This is a genomic window from Corynebacterium sp., assembly GCF_052107835.1.
In the GTDB taxonomy this organism is placed as follows: Bacteria; Actinomycetota; Actinomycetes; order Mycobacteriales; family Mycobacteriaceae; genus Corynebacterium.
The window spans coordinates 26287-51905 of record NZ_JBQEDF010000010.1; the positions used below are offsets into that span (position 1 = coordinate 26287).

Annotated in this window: 21 protein-coding genes; all 21 read left to right on the forward strand. The window is 68.9% G+C overall.

The features are described from left to right. Positions 1-33: 33 nt before the first annotated feature. The 21 genes from ACTIL2_RS04135 to ileS all read left to right on the forward strand — a co-directional run bounded on the left by ACTIL2_RS04135 (position 34) and on the right by ileS (position 25565). Positions 34-420: a DUF3040 domain-containing protein gene (locus tag ACTIL2_RS04135; RefSeq protein WP_442336191.1), complete on the forward strand. Its 387-nt coding sequence runs from the start codon at positions 34-36 to the stop codon at positions 418-420. A 300-nt stretch (positions 421-720) separates the two neighbouring features. Next, entirely contained in the window at positions 721-2229 is a 1509-nt protein-coding gene (locus ACTIL2_RS04140) for an MFS transporter (protein ID WP_442336192.1), read from the forward strand. Positions 2230-2793: 564 nt separating this feature from the next. Next, positions 2794-3225 carry a division/cell wall cluster transcriptional repressor MraZ gene (gene mraZ, locus ACTIL2_RS04145; RefSeq protein ID WP_442336193.1) on the forward strand — a complete coding sequence of 144 codons (432 nt, stop codon included), beginning with the start codon at positions 2794-2796 and terminating at the stop codon, positions 3223-3225. A gap of 201 nt (positions 3226-3426) precedes the next feature. Then, positions 3427-4467, forward strand: a complete 1041-nt coding sequence (gene rsmH / locus ACTIL2_RS04150; RefSeq protein WP_442336194.1) for a 16S rRNA (cytosine(1402)-N(4))-methyltransferase RsmH — start codon at positions 3427-3429, stop codon at positions 4465-4467. 12 nt (positions 4468-4479) lie between these two features. Then, on the forward strand, positions 4480-5208 hold the full coding sequence (locus tag ACTIL2_RS04155; protein WP_442336195.1) for a hypothetical protein: 729 nt from the start codon (positions 4480-4482) through the stop codon (positions 5206-5208). Positions 5209-5278: 70 nt separating this feature from the next. After that, positions 5279-7291, forward strand: coding sequence for a peptidoglycan D,D-transpeptidase FtsI family protein (locus tag ACTIL2_RS04160; protein WP_442336196.1), 2013 nt, complete (start codon positions 5279-5281; stop codon positions 7289-7291). After that, positions 7288-8847: a UDP-N-acetylmuramoyl-L-alanyl-D-glutamate--2,6-diaminopimelate ligase gene (locus tag ACTIL2_RS04165; protein ID WP_442336197.1), complete on the forward strand. Its 1560-nt coding sequence runs from the start codon at positions 7288-7290 to the stop codon at positions 8845-8847. The genes ACTIL2_RS04160 and ACTIL2_RS04165 overlap by 4 nt, the downstream gene beginning before the upstream one ends. Continuing rightward, on the forward strand, positions 8844-10349 hold the full coding sequence (locus tag ACTIL2_RS04170) for a UDP-N-acetylmuramoyl-tripeptide--D-alanyl-D-alanine ligase (protein WP_442336198.1): 1506 nt from the start codon (positions 8844-8846) through the stop codon (positions 10347-10349). Before ACTIL2_RS04165 ends, ACTIL2_RS04170 begins: the two co-directional genes overlap by 4 nt. A gap of 10 nt (positions 10350-10359) precedes the next feature. Further along, a complete protein-coding gene (mraY, locus tag ACTIL2_RS04175) occupies positions 10360-11460 on the forward strand; it encodes a phospho-N-acetylmuramoyl-pentapeptide-transferase (protein WP_442336199.1) in 1101 nt (366 codons plus the stop codon). A gap of 26 nt (positions 11461-11486) precedes the next feature. Further along, positions 11487-12920 carry a UDP-N-acetylmuramoyl-L-alanine--D-glutamate ligase gene (gene murD / locus ACTIL2_RS04180; protein WP_442336200.1) on the forward strand — a complete coding sequence of 478 codons (1434 nt, stop codon included), beginning with the start codon at positions 11487-11489 and terminating at the stop codon, positions 12918-12920. Then, a complete protein-coding gene (locus ACTIL2_RS04185; RefSeq protein WP_442336201.1) occupies positions 12895-14367 on the forward strand; it encodes a peptidoglycan glycosyltransferase FtsW in 1473 nt (490 codons plus the stop codon). Before murD ends, ACTIL2_RS04185 begins: the two co-directional genes overlap by 26 nt. Before the next feature lie 5 nt (positions 14368-14372). Further along, on the forward strand, positions 14373-15476 hold the full coding sequence (gene murG, locus ACTIL2_RS04190; RefSeq protein WP_442336202.1) for an undecaprenyldiphospho-muramoylpentapeptide beta-N-acetylglucosaminyltransferase: 1104 nt from the start codon (positions 14373-14375) through the stop codon (positions 15474-15476). After that, the gene (murC, locus tag ACTIL2_RS04195; protein WP_442336203.1) at positions 15473-16960 is read left to right on the forward strand and encodes a UDP-N-acetylmuramate--L-alanine ligase; all 1488 of its coding nucleotides are present in this window, start codon (positions 15473-15475) and stop codon (positions 16958-16960) included. The genes murG and murC overlap by 4 nt, the downstream gene beginning before the upstream one ends. A gap of 34 nt (positions 16961-16994) precedes the next feature. Continuing rightward, positions 16995-17648, forward strand: coding sequence for a cell division protein FtsQ/DivIB (locus ACTIL2_RS04200; protein ID WP_442336204.1), 654 nt, complete (start codon positions 16995-16997; stop codon positions 17646-17648). Between the two features lie 151 nt (positions 17649-17799). After that, the gene (gene ftsZ / locus ACTIL2_RS04205) at positions 17800-19092 is read left to right on the forward strand and encodes a cell division protein FtsZ (protein WP_442336205.1); all 1293 of its coding nucleotides are present in this window, start codon (positions 17800-17802) and stop codon (positions 19090-19092) included. Then, positions 19073-19837, forward strand: coding sequence for a peptidoglycan editing factor PgeF (gene pgeF / locus ACTIL2_RS04210; protein WP_442336206.1), 765 nt, complete (start codon positions 19073-19075; stop codon positions 19835-19837). Before ftsZ ends, pgeF begins: the two co-directional genes overlap by 20 nt. 46 nt (positions 19838-19883) lie before the next feature. Continuing rightward, positions 19884-20459 carry a cell division protein SepF gene (locus tag ACTIL2_RS04215; protein WP_442336207.1) on the forward strand — a complete coding sequence of 192 codons (576 nt, stop codon included), beginning with the start codon at positions 19884-19886 and terminating at the stop codon, positions 20457-20459. Between the two features lie 5 nt (positions 20460-20464). Then, positions 20465-20764, forward strand: a complete 300-nt coding sequence (locus tag ACTIL2_RS04220) for a YggT family protein (RefSeq protein ID WP_442336208.1) — start codon at positions 20465-20467, stop codon at positions 20762-20764. Positions 20765-20943: 179 nt separating this feature from the next. Beyond that, positions 20944-21975, forward strand: coding sequence for a DivIVA domain-containing protein (locus ACTIL2_RS04225; protein ID WP_442336209.1), 1032 nt, complete (start codon positions 20944-20946; stop codon positions 21973-21975). Between the two features lie 17 nt (positions 21976-21992). Then, the gene (locus ACTIL2_RS04230; protein ID WP_442336210.1) at positions 21993-22151 is read left to right on the forward strand and encodes a hypothetical protein; all 159 of its coding nucleotides are present in this window, start codon (positions 21993-21995) and stop codon (positions 22149-22151) included. A gap of 225 nt (positions 22152-22376) precedes the next feature. Next, complete coding sequence (ileS, locus tag ACTIL2_RS04235; RefSeq protein ID WP_442336211.1) at positions 22377-25565, forward strand: isoleucine--tRNA ligase; 3189 nt, start codon at positions 22377-22379, stop codon at positions 25563-25565. Positions 25566-25619 lie beyond the last annotated feature (54 nt).

The following is a 25619-nucleotide window of genomic DNA, read 5'->3' on the forward strand; positions in this document are numbered from 1 at the left end:
CACCTACACCCGACACCTCAGGGGAGGACGATCGTGGCCCTTTCAGAACAAGAACGGCGCATGCTGCAGGAGATTGAGCAGGCGCTGATCGCCGAGGACCCGAACCTCGCCAAGCAGGCCTCGGGAAGTGAGACCCAGGGCGGGCTGAACATCGGTATCCGTTCCATCGCCGTCGCACTCCTCGGACTGTGCATCCTCTTCGCCGGCATCGCGCTGTCGCAGAACAGTCTCTGGTTCGTCATCCTCGCGGTGGCCGGGTTCCTCGTGATGTTCGGCGGCGGGCTCCTCGCCTTCCGCTCCTCGGGCCCGAAGAAGTCCGAGAAAAATGGAGGGGCACCGTCCGGCGGAAAGACCGGGAATGGTGGCAACGGGGGCGTCGCTGACCGCATGGAGGACAGCTTCCGTAAACGCTTTGAGTAATCAGCGTTAACCACTCCGTCACCACGGAGAATAGCGGGCCACGGGTATTCCCCGTGGCCCGCTTCCTTTATTCTCTACCGGAGTCACTGACCCTCACGCAGACCCTTGACCTGCACTTTACGTGAGCGACGTTCACCTCTTTTCAATTCTCTGATCCACTGGATTTTTCATCTCATCGCGCTATAGTGGCCTACCGTCCATTGCTGAACCGACCGATTCAGGAGGCTGCAGGAGCACAGGATCCGTTGGAGGGACGGGCTTATTCTCCCGTCCGAAACAAGCGATGAGGAGTGAACTCCTTTGAAGAATAAAGAACGCGGGGCATCGCCCCGACTTGAGTTCGGGCACGTGAATGTCGTGTCATCTAAGAAGATCCGGCCGGCCATCAGGGGGACGGTAGTCGGCAATTTCATGGAGTGGTACGACTTCGGCATCTACGGGTACCTCACGGTCACCATGTCGTCCATCTTCACCGAAGGGTTGCCCGAGCAGTGGCAGCTCCTGGCTGTGATGTTCGGTTTCGCCGTCAGCTACCTCGTCCGGCCGCTGGGCGGCATAGTGCTCGGCCCGTTGGGGGACAAGATCGGACGCCAGAAGGTCCTCTACGCCACGATGGTGATGATGGCCCTGTCGACCGCGTTGATCGGACTGCTGCCGACATCCGCGGCAATCGGTGGCTGGGCACTGGTGCTGCTGTACCTCCTGAAACTCATCCAGGGGTTCTCCACCGGTGGTGAGTACGCCGGTGCAACCACGTACATCGCGGAGTTCTCCCCGGACCGTCGACGGGGATTCTTCGGGTCCTTCCTCGACATGGGTTCCTACATCGGCTTCGCCGCCGGAGCCATGGTTGTCGCCATCACGACATGGATCGTGGAGGCCCAGGTCGGGCCCGGCGGCATGGAGGACTTCGGCTGGCGCATCCCCTTCCTGACGGCGATTCCCCTGGGGATCATCGCGGTCTACCTGAGGACGCGTATCCCGGAGACCCCCGCCTTCGAGGACAACCGGGATGACGAGGCGGACGAGATCGTCAAGGACACGGACGACCCGCTGGCCCGGCTGACGCTGGCCGGCGTCGTGCGGCACCACTGGAGGGCCCTGGTCATCGGGTTCACCATCGTGGCCGCCACGAATACCGCAGGCTACGCGTTGACCAGCTACATGCCGGTGTACCTCGAGGAGCAGATCGGTATGCACTCGGCCTCCGCCGCGGCGGTCACCGCCCCGGTGCTCGTCGTGATGTCCCTGTCGCTGCCCTTCATCGGAAGGTGGAGTGACCGGCGTGGCCGCAAGCCGGTCTACGCCGCTGCGGTGCTGTGCACCCTGGTCCTGATGGTCCCGGCGTTCCTGATCATGAACACGGGATCGACCACGGCCGTGGTCATCGCGTTGATCCTGGTGGCCATCCCGACCGGGCTCTTCGTGGCACTGTCGGCGTCCGCCCTGCCGGCACTGTTCCCGACGGCGTCACGCTTCAGCGGGATGGGGATATCCTACAACCTCGCGGTGTCCATCTTCGGTGGAACGACCCCGCTGGTCACGCAGTTCCTGCTGCAGCAGACCGGACTGGACATCATTCCCGCGCTGTACATCATGCTGTTCTCGGCGATCGCGGGTATTGCCCTGCTGTTCATGACCGAGTCGTCACGTCGTCCGCTGATCGGTTCCTTCCCGACGGTGGAGACCGACAAGGAGGCGCACGCCCTGGTGAAGAACCAGGACAATGACCCCACGCTCGACCCGGACGTTATGCCGTTCACCGACGAGGAGCGGGCCGCCTGCTCCGAGAAGGTGGGCGCCCCGTAACGGTCACGGGAGGGACCAGGGGGGATTGAAGGACCGGGCACGCGGCCCGGCCGGTTGAGTACGTCAACCGGCCGGGCCGCGTGCGTGGTCGAGGGGTGGCGTGAGACCGCACATGGGTAACGGGCATGGGGTCCCGGTTCCCGATTCCCCACTTCCCCCCACCGGCTAACCGGCACACGGCGGGCGGGGCGGGGGCAGGGCTCCACGAACTGGGGTTTCTTCGTTCCGGGTGACGTGTTGGAGGTGGGGGACCCGGGTGACGGCGGACGGTGGGGCGCCGTGTCCGGAGTGTTGCCCCACCCGCGCCCCACCTTTCACCACTGGCCACCATGTGGCTATAATCCCATGTCAGTGAGGTTGACTGGGATTCTCTGCCGGTCGCGCCTCTGCAAGTTCCTGCAGAAAGCCGCGCGTGGGGTAGCCACTGTGGTTGAAAGTGGGGTATTGTGGGGCGCGTTGGAGCGAAGAGGGTTCCAGCGACAACTTCACAGAGAACGCACACGGCAGCAATGATTCAGTGCCACCAGCGCCAACAGGACCGGATGACCGGGGAAGGGAGCCGACGTGTTCTTCGGTACCTTCACCCCGAAACTCGACGACAAGGGTCGGTTGACCCTGCCGGCGAAATTCCGTGACCAGCTGGGTGACGGCCTTGTCGTCGTCAACGGCCAGGACCACAGCCTCGCGGTGCACACCAGGGCCGAGTTCCAGGTCCGTGCGGCGAAGGCGGCGGCCGCCTCGCGGTCGAATCCGCGGGCCCGCGCCTACGTCAGGAACCTGGCGGCCAGCGCCGACGAGCAGGAACTCGACAAGCAGGGGAGGATCACCCTCTCCGCCGGGCACCGCAGCTACGCCGGGTTGGACAGGGAATGCGTGGTCATCGGATCCGTCGACTTCATCGAGATCTGGGACGCCGACACCTGGCGGACCTACCTCGACGAGCACGAGACCGACTTCGCCGAAGGTGACGACGACTCCCTCGCCGGAATCCTCTGACCCTGACCGGTTGACCGTGTGCCCCCCCGCAGACGCCGGCGGGACTGTGTGCCGGCCCTCATCTGCGCGGACGACCCCTTTTGATGTACTTCCCCAACGTCAAACCGGGCCCGTGCAGGTGAGGCCCCGTGTACAGTCCCGCCGGCCCACGCACACAAGGACACACCACCCGTACAACCACCACCGCAGAAGGAGATGACCATGACCGACAGTGACGCGCCCCGGCGGGTCTCCGGTGAGCACGGTCATGTCCCGGTCATGCGTGACCGCATGGTGGAACTGGTTGGTGGGGCACTCGGGGGTGCGGACGGCACGGACACCCCCTCCGCCCCGATCATTGTCGACGGGACCCTGGGCGCGGGTGGACACACCGAGGTCTTCCTCGAGGCATTCCCGCAGGCCACGGTCGTCGGCCTGGACAGGGACCCCGCCGCCATCGCCCAGTCCGAGGAACGCCTCGCACGCTTCGGCGACAGGTTCGTCGCCTACCGCACCCGGTTCGACGGACTCGGTGACGCCATCGACGACCTCGTTGACCGGGGACGCATCCCGGCGTCCGCCAGGGACAGCGGGATCTCCGGCTACCTCTTCGACCTCGGCGTCTCCTCGATGCAGCTCGACCAGGCCGACCGGGGCTTCGCCTACGCGCAGGACGCCCCGCTGGACATGCGCATGGACCCGGAACTGCCGGTGACCGCCGCCGACATCCTCAACACCTACGCCCACGGCGATCTGGCCCGCATCCTCAAGACCTACGGCGATGAGCGTTTCGCGGGGAAGATCGCCTCCGCCGTGCTGCGCGAGCGGGAGGTGGAGCCGTTCACGACCTCGGGTCGTCTCGTCGACCTGCTGTACCGCACCATCCCGGCGGCGACCCGCCGCACCGGCGGCCACCCGGCGAAGCGGACCTTCCAGGCGCTGCGCATCGAGGTCAACGCCGAGCTCGATTCGCTGGCGGCGGTCATCCCGGCGGCGACATCCCGCCTGCACACCGGCGGAGTCGCCGTTTTCATGAGTTACCAGTCGCTGGAGGACCGCATCGTGAAGAAGGCCCTCGCCGGTCTCACGGTGGACCGCACACCGCCAGGCCTGCCCGTCGAACTGCCCGAGTACGCCCCCGATTTCGCCCAGGTGACCCGGGGGGCGGAGAAGGCCTCGCCCGCGGAGATCGAGCAGAACCCGCGCGCCGCCCCGGTCCGGGTCAGGGCAATCCGCAGAATCCGTACACCCCGACACGCTTGAGTGAGGTAATCGATGAGTACCACCACAGCCGCGCCGTCCCGCACGTCCACGAAGCCCCGTCCGGCGGCCGACCACGCCGGGACGTCCTACGCGGATCCCGGGACCAGGCGTACTGGCGGCGGTAGGACCGGTCGTCGTACCCCGTACACGAGCCCGGTGCGCCGCCCCGGTTCACGTCAGCAGCTCACGGTGCGCGGCCGGCGCGTCACCGGCCGCAACCCCCGGGACCGTTCCGTCGTGTGGACCTGGGTGGTCCTGGTGGCGCTCTTCGTTGCGGGGGTGACCATGGCGATGTACCTCTCGGGGCGCACCACCGAGCAGTCCTTCGAGCTCTCCGAGGCCAGGGAGACGAGCACCACCCTGTCGAACGAGATCGAGTCGCTGAACCGTGACGTGGAGCATGCGTCATCGACGCAGAACCTCGCCGCCGAGGCGACGCGGATGGGCATGGTCGTCCCGGGCCAGACCGGGGTGCTGAACGTGGACGGCGAGAACGTCGACGAGGTGCGCCCCGCGGATTCCGCGGAGGGCACGCCGCTGACCGACGTCAACGGCGACGTCCGGTCGCAGGGCCCCACCAGTGATCCGGAAGACACCAGCCAGGTCCCGGGTCTCGCGCCGCAGGCGCTCGAGGACCGTGACGCCGCCGGGCAGGACGCGGAGGGTCGGGAGGCCCCGGACGGCCAGGCTGCCCCGCAGGCGCCGGCGGCCCCGACCGGGGATCTGCCCTACGCCCCGTGACACGCATGGTGTAGCTGCGGATCCGACACGCCCTTTCCAATGACCCGGGTTCGGTGTCCCCACGGCGACAATGGACGGCGGACTGACACTTACCGTCACACACAAGTACCAACCGGCGCAGCGGAACGGAGGCGATCACGTGGCTCACGGCGAGGCACGGGGCAGGAAACCGGGCAACTCCTGGAGCTCCTGGAACACCCTCGACACCGGCGCGTCGCGGTTCACCCGCCGGGGCGGGATCGTGGTCATCATCGTGGTCGTCCTGGTCGCCGCACTGATCCTGCGCCTGACGTGGGTTCAGCTGGTCAAGGGACCTGAGTTGTCCGCGATGGCGAGTGAGCAGCGCACCGCCGTGATCTCCGAACCAGCGCACCGGGGCGGCATCGTGGACCGCAACGGCCAGCAGCTGGCGTACACCATGGAGGCGCGCTCCCTGTCGGTGAACCCGCACCTGCTGATGGACTGGATGGAGGAGAACCACAACCTCCACAGCGACACGGTCTCGCCGCCGGAGGAACGGCTGGAGGAGATCGTCACCGGACTGCCGGAGATGCTCTCCGAACTCCACGAGGACACCGAGGAGACCGGCAACGAGGATTCCGGGGACGACGAGGAGAGCGTCGACAACGTGCGCGAGGAGGACATCCGCGAGAAGCTCACCTCCGACTCGACCTACGAGGTCCTGGTGCGCGACGTCGACCCGGACGTCGCCGAGCAGATCGTCGACGAGTACCCGGAGATCACCGCAGAGCGCCAGGACATCCGCCAGTACCCCAACGGGGCGGTGGGGCAGAACGTCGTCGGCAAGATCAGCCGCGACAACGAGGGCCAGTTCGGCATGGAACTGTCGCAGGATTCCCGGCTGCAGGGCACCAACGGCTCGCGCACCGTGGATGTCGGGGCCAACGGCCTGGCGATCCCCGGTTCGACCCGCGACCGTCACCCTGCCGTCGACGGCGACACCTACGAGCTGACCATGGACCTGGAGGCGCAGACCTACATCCAGCAGCTCGTCCAGCAGGCGAAGGACAACTCCGGTGCGGAGTCCGCCAATGCCGTGGTGCTCGACGCGGAGTCCGGCGAAGTGGTCTCCATGGCCTCCTCGGACACGATCAATCCCCAGGGCGACCTGGAGGAACAGCTGGATGACGGCAAGGTCTTCGGCAACCGCGTGGTGCAGGACGCCTACGAGCCGGGCTCGGTGGCGAAGGTGATCACCGCGGCCGCGGCGATCGAGGAGGGCAAGACCGCGCCGGACGAGGTCCTGCAGGTCCCGGGGAGCATCGACATGTCCGGCGTCACGGTGAAGGACGCCTGGGACCACGGCGAGGTCCCGTACACCACCACCGGCATCTTCGGGAAGTCCTCCAACGTGGGCACCCTTATGCTCGCCGACCGGGTCGGGGAGGACGCCTTCGCCGACTACATCGACAAGTTCGGCGTGGGCCAGGCCACCGATGTCGGACTGCCCAGCGAGACCAGCGGCTACGTCCCGGACCTGTCGCAGTGGTCCGGCGGCACCTTCGCCAACCTCCCCATCGGGCAGGGCATGTCGATGAGCCTGCTGCAGATGGCGAGTATCTACCAGGCCGTCGCCAACGACGGTGTGCGCATCAACCCCAGCATCGTGCGGTCGGCCACCGATTCCTCCGGCGCGGAGATCCCGCAGGACGAGCCGAAGAGCACCGAGGTGGTCTCCCCGGAGACCGCGAACACGGTCCTCGACATGTTCCGTGCGGTCAACCAGTCCGACCCGGCCGGCGTCCAGCAGGGCACCGCCCCCGCCGCCGGCATCGAGGGCTACCAGACCAGCGGGAAGACCGGTACCGCGCAGAAGATCGACCCGGAGACCCGGGCGTACTCGAACTCGGACTACTGGATCACCTACGCGGGGATCGCACCGGCCGACGACCCCCGGTTCGTTGTGGCGATCATGCTCGACGACCCCGAGCGCGGCACCGACGGTGGCGGTGGGCAGTCCGCCGCACCGCTGTTCAGGGACATCACGTCCTGGCTCCTCGACCACTACAACGTGCCGCTCTCCCCGGAGGCCGCACCCCGACTGACCCTGGAGGAACAGTGAGTGCGAACCCGACCCTGTCCGCGCTGGCGGAGCTGACCGGCGGGCGTCTCGTCGTCCTCGGTGACGGTGCCGGCGCGGCCGGCGGCGTGGCCGTGCCCGACGCGGCGATCGACGCCCGCTCGGTCGCCCCCGGCGGCATGTTCATGGCCGTGCCCGGCACGCGCGCCCACGGGGCGGTCTACGCGGACCAGTCCGCCGGGGCGTCGGTGCTGACCGACGAGGACGGCCTGTCCGTGCTGCGGGACGCCGGACTGTCCACCACCGTGCTGGTCGTCGACGACTGCCGTGCCTGGCTGGGTCCGGTCGCCGCCGAGATCCACGGCCACCCCTCCCGCGCGATGACGGTGATCGGGGTGACCGGCACCAGCGGCAAGACCACCACGTCCTACATGATCGAGCGGGTGCTGCTCGACGACCACCACGTCGGACTGGTCGGCACCACCGGTACCAGGATCAACGGCCGGGCCGTACCGACCACCCTCACCACACCCGAGGCCCCGACCCTGCAGGGTCTCTTCGCCCGGATGCGGGACGAGGGTGTCACCCATGTGGTGATGGAGGTGTCCTCGCACGCCCTGGTCATGGGCCGGGTCCGCGGCGTCGACTTCGACGTCGCCGCATTCACCAACCTCAGCCAGGACCACCTCGACTTCCACCCGACCATGGAGGACTACTTCCGGGCGAAGTCTCTGCTGTTCACCACCCCGCAGGACCCGGGTGGGACGCTGCCCACCCCCGTGGTGTGCGTCGACGACGACTGGGGACGCCGTCTCGCCGGGCAGCTCGTCGCCCCGGTCACGGTCTCGACCGACGGCGGCCCGGCCACATGGACGGTCACCGGGGTCGATGTCGGCGCGGACGGTCTCCAGCATGTCGCGGTCGACCACGACGGGTCGGCCGTGGACTTCTCCGTCGCCCTGCCGGGCGCGTTCAACGTGGCGAACGCGACGCTCGCGCTCGGCTGCCTGTACGCCGCCGGTGCGGGCACCAACGCCGCCGCACTCGCCGACGTCCGGGTTCCCGGACGGATGCAGGCGGTCACCGGCACCGGCGTCGGGTGTGCGGAGCAGGACTTCCTGGCCCTGGTCGACTACGCCCACAAGCCCGCCGCCGTCGCCGCCGCGCTGGACACCCTCGCCGACCAGTCGGCCCGCGCCGGTGGTGGGGGCCGCATCGCCGTCGTCCTCGGCGCCGGGGGCAACCGCGACCACGAGAAGCGGCCCCTGATGGGGGCCGAGGCGGCGCGTCGGGCCGACGCCGTCTTCGTCACCGACGACAATCCGCGTGACGAGGACCCCCCGTCCATCCGCGCACAGATCCTCGACGGCGCACGCGGGGCACTGGAGGCCGGGGGACGCACCGTCGACCTCCGCGAAATCGGCGACAGGGCCGACGCGATCAGGGCTGCCGTGGATTGGGCCCGCCGGGGCGATATCGTCATAGTCGCGGGCAAGGGCCACGAGACGGGCCAGATCGTGGGCGACACGGTGATCGACTTCGATGACGCGGCAGTACTGGCACAGGCGATAGACGACAGACAGGAACCGAAACGATGATTGAGATGACGAGCGGCGACATCGCCGATGTCACTGGAGGGCAGCTCGTCGACGGTGCCACCGCAGACACCGTCGTGACGGGTCCCGTGGAGTTCGACTCCCGCCGCGTCACCCCGGGCAGCGTCTTCATGGCGCTGCCCGGTGCCCGGGTGGACGGCCACGACTTCGTCCCCGGTGTCCTCGACGACGGTGCCGCCCTGGTCATGGTCGGACGCCCCGTCGGACTGCCGTCCCTGCTGTGCGAGGCCCCCGGATCCGGGGCGGAGGAACAGCGCAATGCCGCCTACCTCGAGAACGACCCGGACGGCCTGGCCGAGCGGGTCCTTACCGCGGTGGGACGCCTGGCGCGCCACAACACCGACACCCTGGTCCGCGAGGAGGGTCTCACCGTGGTCGGCGTCACCGGTTCGGCCGGGAAGACCTCGACCAAGGACCTCCTCGGTGCGGTCCTGTCCCGCGGCGGGGAGACCGTCGCGCCCCCCGGCAGCTTCAACAACGAGATCGGCCACCCCTACACCGCGCTGAAGGCGGACCGTTCCACCCGCTTCCTCGTCGCCGAGATGTCCGCGCGCGGCCAGGGCCACATCGCCCACCTGGCGCGGATCGCCCCGCCCCGGGTCGGTGTGGTGCTCAATGTCGGCACCGCCCACCTGGGCGAGTTCGGGTCACGCGAGGCCATCGCCCGGGCCAAGGGCGAGCTGGTCGAGTCCCTGCCGACGGCCGCCGACGGTGGCCTGGCCGTCCTCAACGCCGACGACGACCTGGTGACCGCGATGGGCACCCGCACCGGTGCCCGGGTCGTCCGGTTCTCCGCGACCGACGCGGCCGGATCCACCGCCGAGTACTACGCGACCGGAACCTCCCTGGACGAGGTCGCCCGGGCGTCCTTCACGATGCACCACCCCTACGGCGATCCCGTGCAGGTCACCCTGGGTGTCTTCGGCGCCCACCAGGTCTCCAACGCGCTGGCGGCCGCCGCGGTCGGCATGGAGTGCGGCCTGGACGCCGCCACCGTCGCCGACGCACTGAGCGGTCACGTCGCCGCCAGCGAGAACCGGATGGACGTCCGCACGCGCGGTGACGGCGTCACGGTGATCAACGACTCCTACAACGCCAACCCGGACTCCATGCGTGCCGGGGTGGACGCCCTGGCGTACACCGCCGCGGGACGCCCCGACGCGGAGAGCTGGGCCGTGCTGGGCCAGATGGGTGAGCTGGGCGATGACGCGCAGACCGAGCACGAGCAGCTCGGCGAACTGCTCGCCAAGCGGATGATCGGCCACGCCGTGGTCGTCGGCAACGGCGTCAACCAGAACGCGCTGGCCCACGCGGCCCAGACGCACGGTGTCGACGTGCGGCAGGTCGACAACGTCGACGCCGCAGTGAACTTCCTTGACATGAACCTCGGCGGGGACGATGTTGTCCTGGTCAAGGCCTCCCAGGTCGACGGTCTCTGGCACGTTGCCGAGGGGCTGCTCGCCGGCGAAGACGAGAGCAGGTAGCTGAGAAACCATGACACAGATCATCGTTGCCGGACTGGTCGCGTTCTTCGTCTCGATATTCATGACCCCCGTGCTGATCAGGCGGTTCTCCGCCGAGGGCATCGGCCAGGAGATCCGCGAGGAGGGACTGAAGTCCCACCTGCGCAAGCGCGGGACGCCCACCATGGGCGGAATCGCGATCCTCTCCGGCATCACCGCCGGCTACGTCGTCTCCGTCCTGGTCGGGATCCTCACCAACGGCAACGGCCCAGGCGCCTCGGGCTGGCTGGTGCTCGGACTGACCCTGGCCCTGGGCCTGGTCGGATTCACCGACGACTACATCAAGGTGGTCAAGGGCCGTAACCTCGGCCTGAACGCCAAGGCGAAACTGGCCTCCCAGCTGGTCATCGCCCTGGTCTTCGGCATCCTGGTCCTGCAGTTCCCCAACTCCGACGGGCTGAACCCGGCCTCGACGAAGCTGTCCTTCACCCGGGACATCAACACCTTCGACATGTCCGTCGGTGGGCCCGTCATCGGCACGGTCCTGTTCCTGCTGTTCATCTACGTGGTGATCTCCGCCTGGTCGAACGCGGTGAACCTCACCGACGGCCTCGACGGCCTGGCGTCCGGCGTCACCGCGATGGTCCTGTCGGCCTATGTGGTGGTCACGTTCTGGCAGTTCCGGAACTCCTGCTCCGGGGGAGCCGAGGCCGGCTGCTACGCCGTCCGCGACCCACTCGACCTCGCGATGCTGGCGGCCGCGGGCCTCGGCGGCTGCGTGGGCTTCCTGTGGTGGAACGCCGCCCCGGCGAAGATCTTCATGGGCGACACCGGTTCGCTCGCGCTCGGTGGGCTGGTCGCCGGTCTGTCGATCGCCTCGCGCACCGAGCTGCTGATGGTCATCGTCGGCCTGCTGTTCGTCATGGAGGCGGCCAGCGTGGTCATCCAGGTGGTGTCCTTCAAGACCACGGGACGCCGGGTGTTCCGTATGGCGCCCTTCCACCACCACTTCGAGGCCGGAGGCTGGGCGGAGACCACGGTGACGGTCAGGTTCTGGCTGCTGTCGGCACTCTTCGCCGCCATCGGCGTGGGCGTGTTCTACAGCGAGTGGCTGAGCAGCGCAACCCTCTAGCGGAACGATGAGTCAGGAGTGAAGACATGGTGACACCAGAGACTGTGCGGACACTGCGCTCCGGCCGGGTGCTCGTGGCCGGCGCCGGTGTCGCCGGCGCGGGTGTGGCGAGGATGCTCGCCAGGCTGGACTGCTCCGTGACCCTCGCTGACGACAACGGTGACGCAGGCACCCGGCTCGCCCGGGAGACCGGTGCCCGCTGGATCGGTGTCGGTGACGCCGTCGACATGTTCGCCGCCGGGGAGGTGGACCTGCTGGTCACCTCCCCGGGATGGCGCCCCGACGGGGTGCTTCCGGTTGCCGCGGCCGCCGCCGGTGTCCCGGTGATCGGCGACATCGGGGCGGCGTGGCTCGCCGACCGGGCCGGACTGTTCGGCAGTCCACGGACCTGGCTGGCGGTCACCGGCACCAACGGAAAGACCACCACCACGGCGATGCTGGACGCGATCCTCACGGCCGACGGCCGACGGTCACTCGCGGTCGGCAACATCGGCACCCCGCCGGGGGAGGCGCTGCTCGCCGAGCCGCCGGTCGAGGTGCTGGCCGCCGAGGTCTCCAGCTTCCAGCTGCACTGGTCCCCGGACTTCGCCCCGGACGCCGGCTGCGTCCTGAACCTGGCCGACGACCACCTGGACTGGCACGGCTCCTTCGCCAACTACGCGGCGGACAAGATGCGGGCCCTGTCCGGGGACGTCGCGGTGATCGCCGCGGACGACGCCCGGGTCGAGGCGCCGCAGGGTGCGGGCCACCGCCGCGCCTTCACCACCGGTGACCCGGCTGCGGCGGGCGTCGCCGGTGCCGAGGTCGTCACCGGGGTCCGTGACGGGCGGATCGTCGAACTGGACACTGCGACGGGGGACCTCACCGACCTCGCCCCCACGGAGGGGATCTCGCCGCCCGGCCCCGCCGGGGTCGCCGACGCGGCTGCGGCCGCGGCACTGGCCAGGACGGTCGGTGCCGCACCGTCCTCGGTCGCCACCGCACTGTCGGGGTTCCGGGTCCAGGCCCACCGCGGCCAGGTCGTCGCCGACGTCGACGGGGTGCGTTGGATCGACAACTCCAAGGCGACCAACCCGCACGCCGCCCGCGCCGCGCTCCAGGGGCTCGACGGGGTGGTCTGGGTCGCCGGCGGCCAGCTCAAGGGTGCCCGTGTCGACGACCTGGTCGCCGCCGTTGCCCCCACGCTGCGGGCGGCGGTGCTGCTGGGCGTCGACCGGGACGTCCTCGCCGGGGAACTGGCCTCGGTCGCTCCGGGTCTCCCGGTGACGGTCGTCGACACCCCCGACCCCGGGCAGGCCATGGCCGAGGCCGTGGCCGTCGCCCGGTCCTACGCCCGACCGGGCGACTCGGTGGTGCTCGCCCCCGCGGCGGCGTCACTGGACATGTACGGCGGCATGGCACAGCGCGGGGAACTTTTCGCGGAGGAGACGGGACATGTCCACACCGACCAGGCAGACTAACGAGTCCCCGTGGCGGGGACTGGGGGAGAAGTACCGCCGGGTGCTCTCCACGCCCCAGCTGAACTACAAGGTCATCATGTCGGTGACCGCGATCCTCGTGGTCGTGGGACTGACCATGGTGCTGTCGTCCTCGATGGTTACCTCGATCCGGGACGACACCGGCGTGTTCACCGAGTTCATCAAGCAGGCGGTGGTGGTCGCCGGCGGCCTGGTGGCCATGTGGTTCTTCCTGCGGATCAGGCCGTCGACCGTGCGGAACCTCTCGGTCGCCTTCCTCGGGATCTCGCTGGTGCTGCTGATCCTGGTGCTGATCCCGGGCGTCGGCATCGGCAGTTCGGAGGTGGGGTCACGGTCGTGGATCCGCTTCGCCGGCGTCGGCATCCAGCCCTCGGAGATCGCCAAGTTCTCGCTGGCTGTGTGGGGTGCCGCGGTGATCACGATGCGTGCCCGCAAGTACACCACCGCCCTGCAGGTGCTCAACCCCTTCATCATCGTCTCCGCCGTGGTGCTCGGACTGGTGCTGCTGCAGAACGACCTGGGCATGATGCTCTCCCTGGGCGCGGTGATCCTGGCGCTGCTCTTCTTCGCCGGGGTCAGCACGGTCGTCCTGGCGGGCCTCGCGGTCTGCGTGGCGCTGCTCGGCGTCGTGGCCAGCCTGGGCCACGCCTTCCGCAGCTCCCGGTTCAGTTCCTGGGTGGAGACCCTGACCCTGTCCTTCGATGACGCCACCTCCCGCGGGGAGACCTTCCAGGCACGGCAGGGGATCCTGTCGCTGTCCGACGGCGGACTGCTGGGACAGGGACTCGGCCAGTCGCGCGCGAAGTGGCTGTACCTGCCGGAGGCCGCCAACGACTTCGTCTTCGCCATCATCGGCGAGGAACTCGGCTGGATCGGGGCCGGGCTGGTGGTCGCCCTGTTCGGTGTCCTGGCCTGGTTCGGCCTGCGCACCGCCATGGCGCAGACCGACCCGTTCCTGCGGCTGATGGCCGCGGCACTGACCATGGGCATCACCGTCCAGGCGTTCTACAACATGGGCTACGTGGTCGGACTCTTCCCGATGACGGGCGTGCAGCTCCCGCTGATTTCGGCGGGCGGGTCGTCCGCCGTCGTCACCCTGGCGTCGCTGGGCCTGCTGGCGAGCATCGCCCGCCACGAACCGGAGACGATCTCGTCGATGCAGCACGAGGGCCGGCCGCTGATCGACCGCATCCTGTTCCTCCCGGAGCCGGACCCCTACCGTCCCGGCCGCGAGCAGCGTGAGCGGGTCCGACCGCAGCCGAAGCGGTACGGTGAACCGGTGACCCGGAGACGCCAGTCGCCCCCGGGTGAGCCCCGGCCGCGGGGCGGTGGACAGCGGATCTCACGTGAGTCCCTGCCGCCACCCCGGCGATCACGCAACCAGCACCGGTCAGAACCCTGGCCGGATCCCCGACACAGGAGACAGTGACCCCAGTGACCCCGCCCACCGAACCGCTCTCCGTCGTCCTCGCCGGCGGCGGCACGGCCGGACACATCGAACCCGCCCTGGCCGTGGGTGAGGCCGTGCGACGTGCCCGGCCGGACGCCAGGGTCACCGCGCTCGGCACCGAGCGAGGCCTGGAGACCAGCCTGGTTCCCGCGCGGGGGACCGACCTGGAACTGATACCCCCGGTGCCGGTACCGCGGCGGATCAACAAGGACCTGTTCACGCTCCCGTTCCGGCTCGTCGGTGCGCTGCGGACGACCCGCCGGACGCTGAAGAGGTTGGACGCCGATGTGGTGGTCGGCTTCGGCGGCTACGTGTCCGCCCCGGCGTACCTGGCCGCCCGGTCACTGAAACTGCCGGTGGTCGTCCACGAGGCGAACGCCCGCGCCGGCATGTCGAACAAGCTCGGCGTCCGGCTCGGTGGACGCGCCCTCGCCGCGACGCCGGATTCCGGCCTGGACGCCGAGGTGGTGGGCATCCCGGTGCGGGAGGACCTGCTGTCGCTCGACCGGTCCGCCCTGCGTGATGAGGCCCGCGCGTTCTTCGGCCTCGACGCCGACGCTCCCGTCCTGCTGGTCACCGGTGGCAGCCAGGGGGCCGCGTCGATCAACGACGCGGTCAGCGGTGCGGCCCAGACCTTCGCGGACGCCGGGGTGGGCGTCCTGCACGCCTTCGGACGCAAGAACTCCGTCACCGTGGAGCAGGTCCCCGGGGCCCCCGCCTACGTCGCGGTGCCCTACATCGACCGGATGGACCTGGCGCTGGCCGCGGCGGACATGGTGCTCTGCCGGTCCGGGGCGATGACCGTCGCCGAGATCTCGGCCTGCGGCCTGCCGGCGGTGTACGTCCCCCTGCCGCACGGCAACGGTGAACAGGAACTCAACGCCCGACCCGTCGTCGACGCCGGGGGCGGCAGCATCGTCCACGACTCCGAGCTCGACGCGCGCCGTGTGGCCCGCGAGGTCATCCCGCTGCTGCGTGACGGCACGCGTCTGGCCGCGGCAGGCAGGGCGGCGGCCCGGGCGGGGCACCGCGATGCCGCCGGGAAGATCGCGGACATCGTCATCAGTGAAGCAGGGAGCAGGAAATGACAGGCATCGAGGACCTCCGCGACATCCACCACGTGCACATGGTCGGCATCGGCGGTGCCGGGATGTCGGGCATCGCCCGGATCCTGCTCGACCGCGGGATCACGGTCAGCGGCTCCGACATGAAGGAGTCACGGGTGGTTCTCGCGCTGCAGGCGGCGGGAGCGACGGTCGACGTCGGGCACCGGGCGGAGAACCTGCGTGGCGGGACGCCGGACGGGCCCCTGCCGGACGTCGTCGTCACCTCCTTCGCCGCCATCCCGCAGGACAACCCGGAGCTTGTGGCGGCCCGGGAGGCGGGCGTGCCGCTGCTGCGCCGTTCCGATGTCCTGGCCCTGCTGATGGCGGATCGCCGGGCGGTGCTGATGGCGGGGACCCACGGCAAGACCTCCACGACCTCCATGGCCGTCGTCGCCCTGCAGTCCGCGGGGCTCGACCCGTCCTTCGCGATCGGCGGGCAACTCAACCGCGCCGGCACCAATGCGCACCACGGCACCGGCGACGTGTTCGTCGCGGAGGCGGACGAGTCCGACGGCTCCTTCCTGTCCTACGCGCCGGAGGTGGCGGTGGTGACGAACATCGAGCCCGACCACCTGGACTACTTCGGCACCCCCGAGGCCTACCGTGAGGTCTTCGCCCGGTTCGCCGGACGCATCGTGGCCGGCGGAACGCTCGTCGCCTGCCTCGACGACGACGGCAGTGCACACCTGGCGGAGGAGGTCACCGCCGGGCGCGTCACGGTCGCCGAGGGCGTGCGCGTGCTCGGCTACGGCACGTCGGAGGCGGTCGCCGCCCACCCGACCGTGCCCGTCGGCGCGGAGATTCGTTCGACCGTGCCCCTGGGCGACGGTGGCACCGCGGCACGCGTGGCGGTCGCCGGGGGAGACCGTGAACTGCTCGTGCGTACCCCCGGGCTGCACATGCTCCTCAACGCCACCGCATCCGTGCTCGCGGGGCACCTGGTCGGCGCGCCCGTGGACGGTCTCGTCGACGGGGTCGGGGACTTCGACGGCGTGCGCCGCCGCTTCGAGTTCCACGGCAGTGCCGCGGACGTCGAGGTCTTCGACGACTACGCCCACCATCCCACCGAGGTCAGGGCGGTCATCACCGCGGCCCGCGGGAAGGTCACGGCACGCGAGTCGGAGACCGGACGGCCGGGCCGCGTCGTCGTCGTCTTCCAGCCGCACCTCTACTCGCGGACGCTGACCTTCGCCGCCGAGTTCGCCGCGGCCCTGTCACTGGCCGATGTCGCGGTCGTCCTCGACATCTACGGAGCACGCGAGGACCCGGTCGAGGGGGTCGACAGCCGGGTCATCACCGACCGGATGGACGCGGGGACCGAGACCCACTTCGAGCCGCATTTCTCCCGTGCACCCGAACTCGTCGCCGGGCTGGTGCGTGGGGGCGACGTGGTGCTGACCGTCGGCGCGGGCACGGTGACCATGCTCGCCGACGAGATCCTGCGGGAGATCGATCAGCGTGGCTAGGCAGGCGACGTCCGGGCGGAAACGGAGGAGGCCGGTGCTCCTCGGGGCACTCGGCGTGCTCGTCCTGGTGGTGGTCCTCGCCGGGGTGGCCCTGCTCAGCCCGCTGTTCAACCTCCGGGAGATCGACATCGAGGGGGCGGCCCAGCTGGACACGGAGGAGGTGGAGTCCGCCTCCGGTCTCTCGCAGGGGGAGAACCTCCTGTTCACCGACACCGACGCCGCCGCCCGGGCCGTGTCCGGGCTGCCGTGGGTGGAGAAGGTCACCGTGTCCCGGTCCTGGCCGTCGACGGCGGTGGTGCGGATCACCGAGTACGAGGCCGTCGGTGTCGTGGAGGACGGCGGGGAGTCCGCCGTGATCAACGGGGACGGACGCGTGTTCCTGCGCGGTGCGGCACCGGAGGGCACGACGCCGGTGAAGGCGTCCTCCGACGACCAGGATGCGGTGGAGGCGGCCGGGTCGGTCCTGGGGTCGCTGCCGGAGGGGTTGCTGGAACAGGTCGAGGAGGTGGACGCACCGTCGGCGGAGGACGTGACGCTGCGGTTCCCCGAGGGCCGCGAAGTCTACTGGGGTTCAGCCGAACGCGCCGAGGAGAAGGCGGAGGCGACCCGGGTGGTGCTCGGCCGTGAGGGGAGCGTGTGGAACGTGTCGAATCCGGCGGTCCCCACCGTGCGTGACGAGGCAGGATAACTCTCAACCTGACCTTTAAGGATACGACACGCCACAAGAAATGTGCGCGGAAATGACGTCGGTGTCACACACAATTGGTCCCGAGAAACAGGACAAGTTCCGGGCACCCGTTCACGACAGCGAAGTCTTCCAGAAAGAGAGAGCGCACACCATGACCCTCTACGACAACCATCTCGCCAAGATCACCGTCGTCGGTGTCGGCGGCGGTGGAGTCAACGCCGTCAACCGGATGATCGACGCGAATCTCCAGGGCGTGGAGTTCGTCGCGATCAACACCGACGCACAGGCGCTGCTCCTCACCGACGCGGACACCAAGCTCGACATCGGCCAGGCCGAGACCCGCGGTCTCGGCGCCGGCGCGAACCCGGAGGTCGGCCGCAAGTCCGCGGAGGACCACAAGGAACAGATCGAGGAGGTCATCGAGGGCTCCGACATGGTCTTCGTGACCTGCGGCGAGGGTGGCGGCACCGGTACCGGTGCGGCACCGGTCGTCGCCAACATCGCCAAGAAGAAGGGCGCACTGACCGTCGGTGTCGTCACCCGCCCGTTCTCCTTCGAGGGCGCGCGGCGTTCCAAGCAGGCACTCGAGGGCATCGAGCAGCTCCGCGACGTCTGCGACACCCTGATCGTCATCCCGAACGACAGCCTGCTGCGCATGGGCGACCAGGATCTCCAGCTCATGGACGCCTTCCGCAAGGCGGACGAGGTACTGCACTCCGGTGTCGAGGGCATCACCCGCCTGATCACCACCCCCGGCGTGATCAACGTCGACTTCGCCGACGTCCGCTCCGTGATGACCGACGCCGGTTCCGCCCTGATGGGCATCGGCAGCTCCCGCGGGGACGACCGGTCCCGCAAGGCCACAGAACTGGCGATCAACTCGCCGCTGCTCGAGACCACGATGCAGGGCGCCAAGGGCGTGCTGCTGTCCTTCGCCGGCGGCTCCGACCTGGGTCTGTTCGAGGTCAACGAGGCGGCGTCGATCGTCCAGGACCTCGCCGACGAGGACGCCAACATCATCTTCGGGACCATCATCGACGACCAGCTCGGCGACGAGGTGCGGGTCACCGTCATCGCCACGGGCTTCGACGACTCCCCGAACGTCCAGGCCTCCCCGCGCCGCGGCCAGCACCGCGCACCCGAGGGCGATGCCCAGCCGGCCCAGCCGCAGCACGCCTCCCGGACGCAGCAGTCCTCCGGTATCTTCTCCGGCGACGAGGCACCGGCCCCGTCCCAGTCCCCGGCACCCGCCGCCGAGTCCACGAGCTTCACCCGCCGTGAGCGCACCGGCGTCCCCGGGTCGTCGTCCGAGCCCTCCCACGGCGGCCAGGGCAACTCCGGGCTGTTCACCTCGACGGAGCCCCGCCGTGACGACCGTCGCGCGGACCGCCGCGACGAGGGCGACGGCGGGGAAGACGACCTCGATGTCCCGACCTTCCTCTGATCCCCGGGTCCGCAAGGTCGTCACCGACCGCAACGGCGGGAACCTCGCCGACCACGTCGGTGACGACCCGGACACCGTCGCCGCAAACCGGGCCCGGCTGGCGGGGTTGATCGGCCTGCCCGGGGACAACCTGGTCTACATGGAGCAGATCCACTCGCCGAATGTCACGGTGGTCACCGGGGACCTGCTCGACGGGCTGCACGGTGCCCCGGTGGAGGTCACCGACGCCCTGGTCACGGACCTCCCCGGTGTGGCGCTGGTGGTGCTCACCGCCGACTGCGTCCCCGTGCTCCTGTCCGACGGGGAGGCCGGCGTGGTTGCCGCGGTGCACGCGGGACGCATCGGCGCCCGCAACGGCGTCGTCGCCCGGACGGTGGAACGGATGGTGGAACTCGGTGCCACCCCCGCACGGATACACGCGCTGATGGGTGCCGCGGCGGCGGGCGAGGACTACGAGGTCCCGGCGGAGATGGCGGAGGACGTCGAGTCGAAGCTCCCCGGGTCGCGCACCACCACCGGGAAGGGGACCCCCGGGCTCGACATCCGGGCCGGGATCACCCGCCAGCTCCTGGGCCTCGGGGTGCGTCTGATCGACGCAGACCCCCGGAGCACGGTGACCGCCCGGAATTTCTTCTCGTACCGGCGGGAGGGGACCACGGGCCGCCAGGCCGGGGTGGTCTGGATGCCTGCCGGGGCGTGTCGTCCGGAGCAGGACGGGCCCACTAACGGTAATTTCGACAGATGACGCACACGGGTACACCGGTACCGTCCCACAGAAAGCGAGAGAGACCATGGCAGATGGATTCAGCGAAAAAGTCAAGGGCTTTTTCGGCTTCGGTGAGGTAGACAGCTACGAGGACCCCTACTACCGCGACGAGTTCGACGAGGACCGGGGACGCGGGGCCTCCTACGACGACCGTGAGGACGCCGCCGCCCCCGGGCCGGGGGAGTACCGCCGTGGCGACCGGCCGAGCCGCTACGCCGACCTCGACCGGCGCGACAGCCGGGACGTCGGGGATGACCGGGACGGCAGGGATTACGAGCCCCGTTCCTCCCGTAGTGCCGCGGCGACCCCGCCGGTGTCCCCGGTGTCCGCACGCGAACCCCAGGTCGTACGCCTGGCGCTGAGCTCCTTCCAGCAGGCCGGTGAACTCGCTACGGAGTTCAAGGCCGGCGACATCGTCGTGCTCAACCTGTCCGGCATGGAGAAAGCCGAGGCCAGCCGTGTGCTGGACTTCGCCGTTGGTCTGGCCAAGGGACTGGACGGTACGCTGAAGAAGTTGGGAGGCCTGCGCAACTTCGCTCTGGTCCCCGCGTCCGTGACCCTTGACCAGAGCCAGCTTGACCAGCTGGTGGAGGACCAGTAAACCCCGTGGCAACCACCCTGTACATTCTCGCTCTCCTTCTCCGCGTCTACTGGTTCGTGCTCCTGGCACGGGTCATCGTGGAGATGGTCCGCTCATTCTCCCGCAACTGGCGCCCGTCGAGGCGGTTCGCGCTCTTCGCCGAACCGGTGTTCGTGCTCACGGATTTCGCCGTGAAACCACTGCGCCGTCTGATCCCGCCGCTGCGTCTCGGTGGTGTTGCGCTGGACGTGTCCATCCTGATCCTGTTCTTCGCGGTGTCCATCCTCAGCAGCATTCTCATCAGCGTGGGCAATGGTGTGGCCTGATCTTTTCCTGATCGTTCTTGCAGGTGGGAAAAGAAGTGGGGTATAACTGTGCGGAAAGGCTGCACATGAGGTTGAGCTTGAGCCCAGCCCCGTGACCGTAGTCGCTGATAACATCGTGACTGACTCTTCCGTTGGCCTTCCCGGCCAGCGGAAAACATCGACTGTGAAGGGAACTACCGATGCCGTTGACTCCCGCTGACGTTCATAACGTGGCATTCAGCAAGCCGCCGATCGGCAAGCGTGGCTACAACGAGGACGAGGTTGACCAGTTCCTCGATCTCGTCGAGGACACGCTCGCCGAACTCCAGGACGAGAACGATGAACTCCGCGGGCAGGCGGGTTCCGGCGAGGGCGCCGCCCCCGCCGCGGCCGTTGCCACCGACGCAGGCTCCGCAGACGCTGCGCTCACCGCCGATCTCGAGGCCGCCCAGTCGCGTGTCGCCGAGCTCGAGGCCGAGCTCCAGCAGGCGCAGGAGTCCGCGGCATCCGCCGACCAGCGTGCCGCCGACGCCGAGCAGTCCGCCGCGGACGCCGAGAGCCGCGCGGCAGCCGCCGCGGAGGCCGGTGCCGCCGCAGGTTCCGGGGCCGAGGCACCTGTCGCCGCCGCAGCGGCAGCACCCGCCGACACCACGGGGCTCGCCAGCGCCGAGACCCACATGCAGGCCGCCCGCGTCCTGTCCCTGGCGCAGGAGATGGCCGACCGGCTCACCGGTGACGCCAAGCAGGAGTCCCAGGCGATGCTGGACGACGCCCGCGCGGAGGCCAACAGCACCCTCGAGGACGCCAACAACACCTCGACCGCGCAGCTGGCCGATGCCCAGGAGCGTTCCGAGAAGCAGCTCGCCGATGCCGAGCAGAACGCCCAGACCACTGTGGCGGACGCCCAGCAGAAGGCGGACACCCTCCTGGCCGACGCCCAGCAGAAGTCCGAGACCCTCATCTCGGACGCCACCGCGCAGGCCGATGCACAGGTCCGCTCCGCCCAGGAGAAGGCCACCGCACTGCAGCAGGACGCGGAGCGCAAGCACACCGAGATCATGACCACCGTCAAGAAGCAGCAGACCGCACTTGAGGGCCGGATCGAGGAACTGCGCACCTACGAGCGCGAGTACCGCACCCGGTTGAAGACCTTCCTGGAGTCCCAGCTGGAGGACCTCAACAGCCGGAGCACCGCGGCGCCGAACTCGAACATCGACTTCGGCGACAAGTGATCCGACGCTGACCGGCGATGCTCGCACTCTCCCTCCTCCTCGCGCTGCTGGGCTTCATTGCCCTGCTCGTGGCCCTCTACGTGGGCTCCACACTGTGGGCGTGGATCTGCATCTGCATCGCCGTCGTCGGCGTCGTGACCTTCGTCGTGGACCTGGTTATCCAGCGACGGCGCTGAGGCGTACACTCACTCAGCAGCAACCGCACTGATCCGGCCATCACCGGGGAGCGGATCCGGAGGAACAGGCGCGAGCCCCAGTAGAACCGGACGGAGTCGCGGCACGTCACAGCCGTAGGAACAAGAGGGATTCCCACCGGAATCCAAGCGGGGTGGTACCGCGTGGCCCAGAAGACGGGCCCCGTCCCTGTGGAATGCACGAGACATCCCACAAAGGAGACCGCAATGACCAGCCCCGCCGGCGGTGCCTACCCCCGCAACGACATGTCGGACGGCACCAATTCGTTCCCCCTGATGGAACGCAACGTCCTGGACTACTGGGCGCAGGACGACACCTTCCAGGCATCCCTCGACAACCGTGAGGGGTCGCCGGAGTACATCTTCTACGACGGTCCGCCGTTCGCCAACGGCCTGCCGCACTACGGCCACCTGCTCACCGGCTACGTCAAGGACATCGTCCCGCGCTACAAGACCATGCGCGGTTACCGGGTGCCCCGCGTCTTCGGCTGGGACACCCACGGCCTGCCCGCCGAGCTCGAGGCGGAGAAGCAGCTGGGGATCACCGACAAGGCCGGTGTCGAGAAGATGGGGCTGGCCTCCTTCAACGACTACTGCGCCAAGTCGGTGCTGCGCTACGCGGGTGAGTGGAAGGACTACGTGACCCGCCAGGCCCGCTGGGTGGACTTCGACAACGGCTACAAGACCATGGACCTCTCCTACATGGAGTCGGTCATCTGGGCCTTCAAGGAGCTCTACAACAAGGGCCTGGTGTACCAGGGTTTCCGCGTCCTGCCGTACTCCTGGGCGGAGCACACCCCGCTGTCGAACCAGGAGACCCGCCTGGACGACTCCTACAAGATGCGCCAGGACCCCACGCTCACCGTGACGTTCCCGGTCACCGGTGCGCAGCCCGGAACCGCCGCCGAGGACACACTGGCCGCGCACCCCGAGCTCGCCGATGCCGCGGCGCTGGCGTGGACGACCACGCCGTGGACCCTGCCGTCGAACCTCGCCCTCGCCGTGCACCCGGAGGTCACCTACGTGCTGGTCGACTCCGCCGTGGGATCCGTACTCATCGCGAAGGATCTGGTCGGCGCCTACGCCAAGGAGCTCGGCGAGGACGCACCGGCCGTCGCCGAGTTCACCGGTGCACAGCTGGTGGGCCTGACCTACGAGCCGGTGTTCGGTTTCTTCGCCGACCGCGCTGAGCTGGGGGAGAAGCGGGCCTTCCGCATCCTCGCCGCGGACTACGTCACCACCGAGGACGGCACCGGCATCGTCCACCAGGCCCCGGCCTTCGGTGAGGACGACATGATCACCTGCAATGAGGCGGGCATCGACGTCGTCGTGCCCGTCGACCTGGACGGCAAGTTCACCTCCCTGGTGCCTGACTACGAGGGGCAGCTGGTCTTCGACGCCAACAAGGACATCATCCGCGACCTCAAGGACGCGGGCCGTGTGGTGCGCCACCAGACCATCGAGCACTCCTACCCGCACTCCTGGCGCTCCGGCGAGCCGCTGATCTACATGGCGCTGCCCAGCTGGTTCGTGTCCGTGTCGTCCTTCCGGGACCGCATGGTGGAGCTCAACCACGAGCAGATCGAGTGGATCCCCGAGCACATCCGTGACGGGCAGTTCGGCAAGTGGCTGGAGAACGCCCGCGACTGGAACATCTCCCGCTCGCGCTACTGGGGTTCGCCGATCCCGGTGTGGGTCTCCGACAACGACGAGTACCCGCGCACCGACGTCTACGGCTCTCTCGACGAGCTGGAGGCGGACTTCGGCGTGCGACCGGAGTCACTGCACCGTCCGTACATCGACGAGCTGACCCGTTCCAACCCGGACGATCCGACGGGCCAGTCGACCATGCGCCGCGTCCCCGATGTGCTGGACGTCTGGTTCGACTCCGGTTCCATGCCGTTCGCACAGGTCCACTACCCGTTCGAGAACAAGGAGTGGTTCGACTCCCATTCCCCGGCGGACTTCATCGTGGAGTACATCGGCCAGACCCGCGGCTGGTTCTACCTGCTGCACGTGCTGGGCACAGCCCTGTTCGACCGTCCGGCGTTCACCAAGGTCGTCTCCCACGGCATCGTCCTGGGCGATGACGGCCTGAAGATGTCGAAGTCCAAGGGCAACTACCCGGACGTCAACGAGGTCTTCGACCGCGACGGCTCGGACGCGATGCGCTGGTTCCTGATGAGTTCCCCGATCCTGCGCGGTGGCAACCTCATCGTCACCGAGCAGGGCATCCGCGAAGGTGTGCGCCAGGCGATGCTGCCGATGTGGAACGCCTACTCCTTCCTGCGGCTGTACGCCCACACCCCGGCGCAGACTGACACGTCCTCGACGAATGTCCTCGACCGTTACATCCTGGCGAAGCTGCACGACACCGTGGCGGCGACCGCACAGGCACTGGACGACACGAACATCGCCGCGGCGACCGACGAGATCCGCCAGTTCTGCGACGCGCTGACCAACTGGTACGTCCGGCGCTCCCGCGACCGTTTCTGGGCGGGCGACTCCGGGGAGAACGGCCACCCGGAAGCCTTCAACACGCTCTACACCGTGCTGGAGACGCTGAGCCGGCTCGCGGCCCCGCTGCTGCCGATGACCACGGAGGTCATCTGGCGTGGTCTGACCGGCGAGCGTTCCGTGCACCTCACCGACTACCCGTCGGCGTCCGAACTGCCCGAGGACCGGGAACTCGTCGCAGCGATGGACGCGGTGCGTGGCGTCTGCTCCGCGGCGTCCTCGCTGCGTAAGTCGCACAAGCTGCGCAACCGTCTGCCGCTACCGGGGCTGACTGTGGCACTGCCCGATTCCGCACGGCTCGACGATTTCTCCTCGATCATCCGCGATGAGGTCAATGTCAAGGAGGTTTCCTTGACTGACGATGTCGCGTCCGTGGGTCGCTTCGAGGTCGTCGTCAATGCGCGCGTCGCCGGACCACGCCTGGGCAAGGACGTCCAGAAGGTCATCAAGGGTGTGAAGAGCGGCAACTACACCGTGTCCGACGCCGGCGAGGTGGTCGCCGACGGGATCGTGCTGCTCGAGGGCGAGTTCAGCCGCAAGCTGGTGGCCGAGGACCCGGACAACACCGCCGAGATCACCGGCGGGGACGGCCTGGTCGTGCTGGACACCGCCGTCACCCCCGAACTCGAGGCGGAGGGCTGGGCGGCGGACCGGGTGCGTGGCATCCAGGACGCCCGCAAGGCCTCCGGATTCGACGTCTCCGACCGGATCTCGCTGACGCTGTCGGTGCCCGAGGAGAAGGAGCCGTGGGCCCGCGCGCAGGCCGGCACCATCGCCGGCGAGGTGCTGGCCACCTCGGTGACCGTGGTCGTCGGGGAGTCCCTGGCGCATGACGTCGGTGACGGGTGCTCCGCTGATGTCGCGACGGTGGCTGTGTAGGTCACTGCTCCGCATCATCTGAACCGGGACCGTCCATGTCAGGGACGGTCCCGG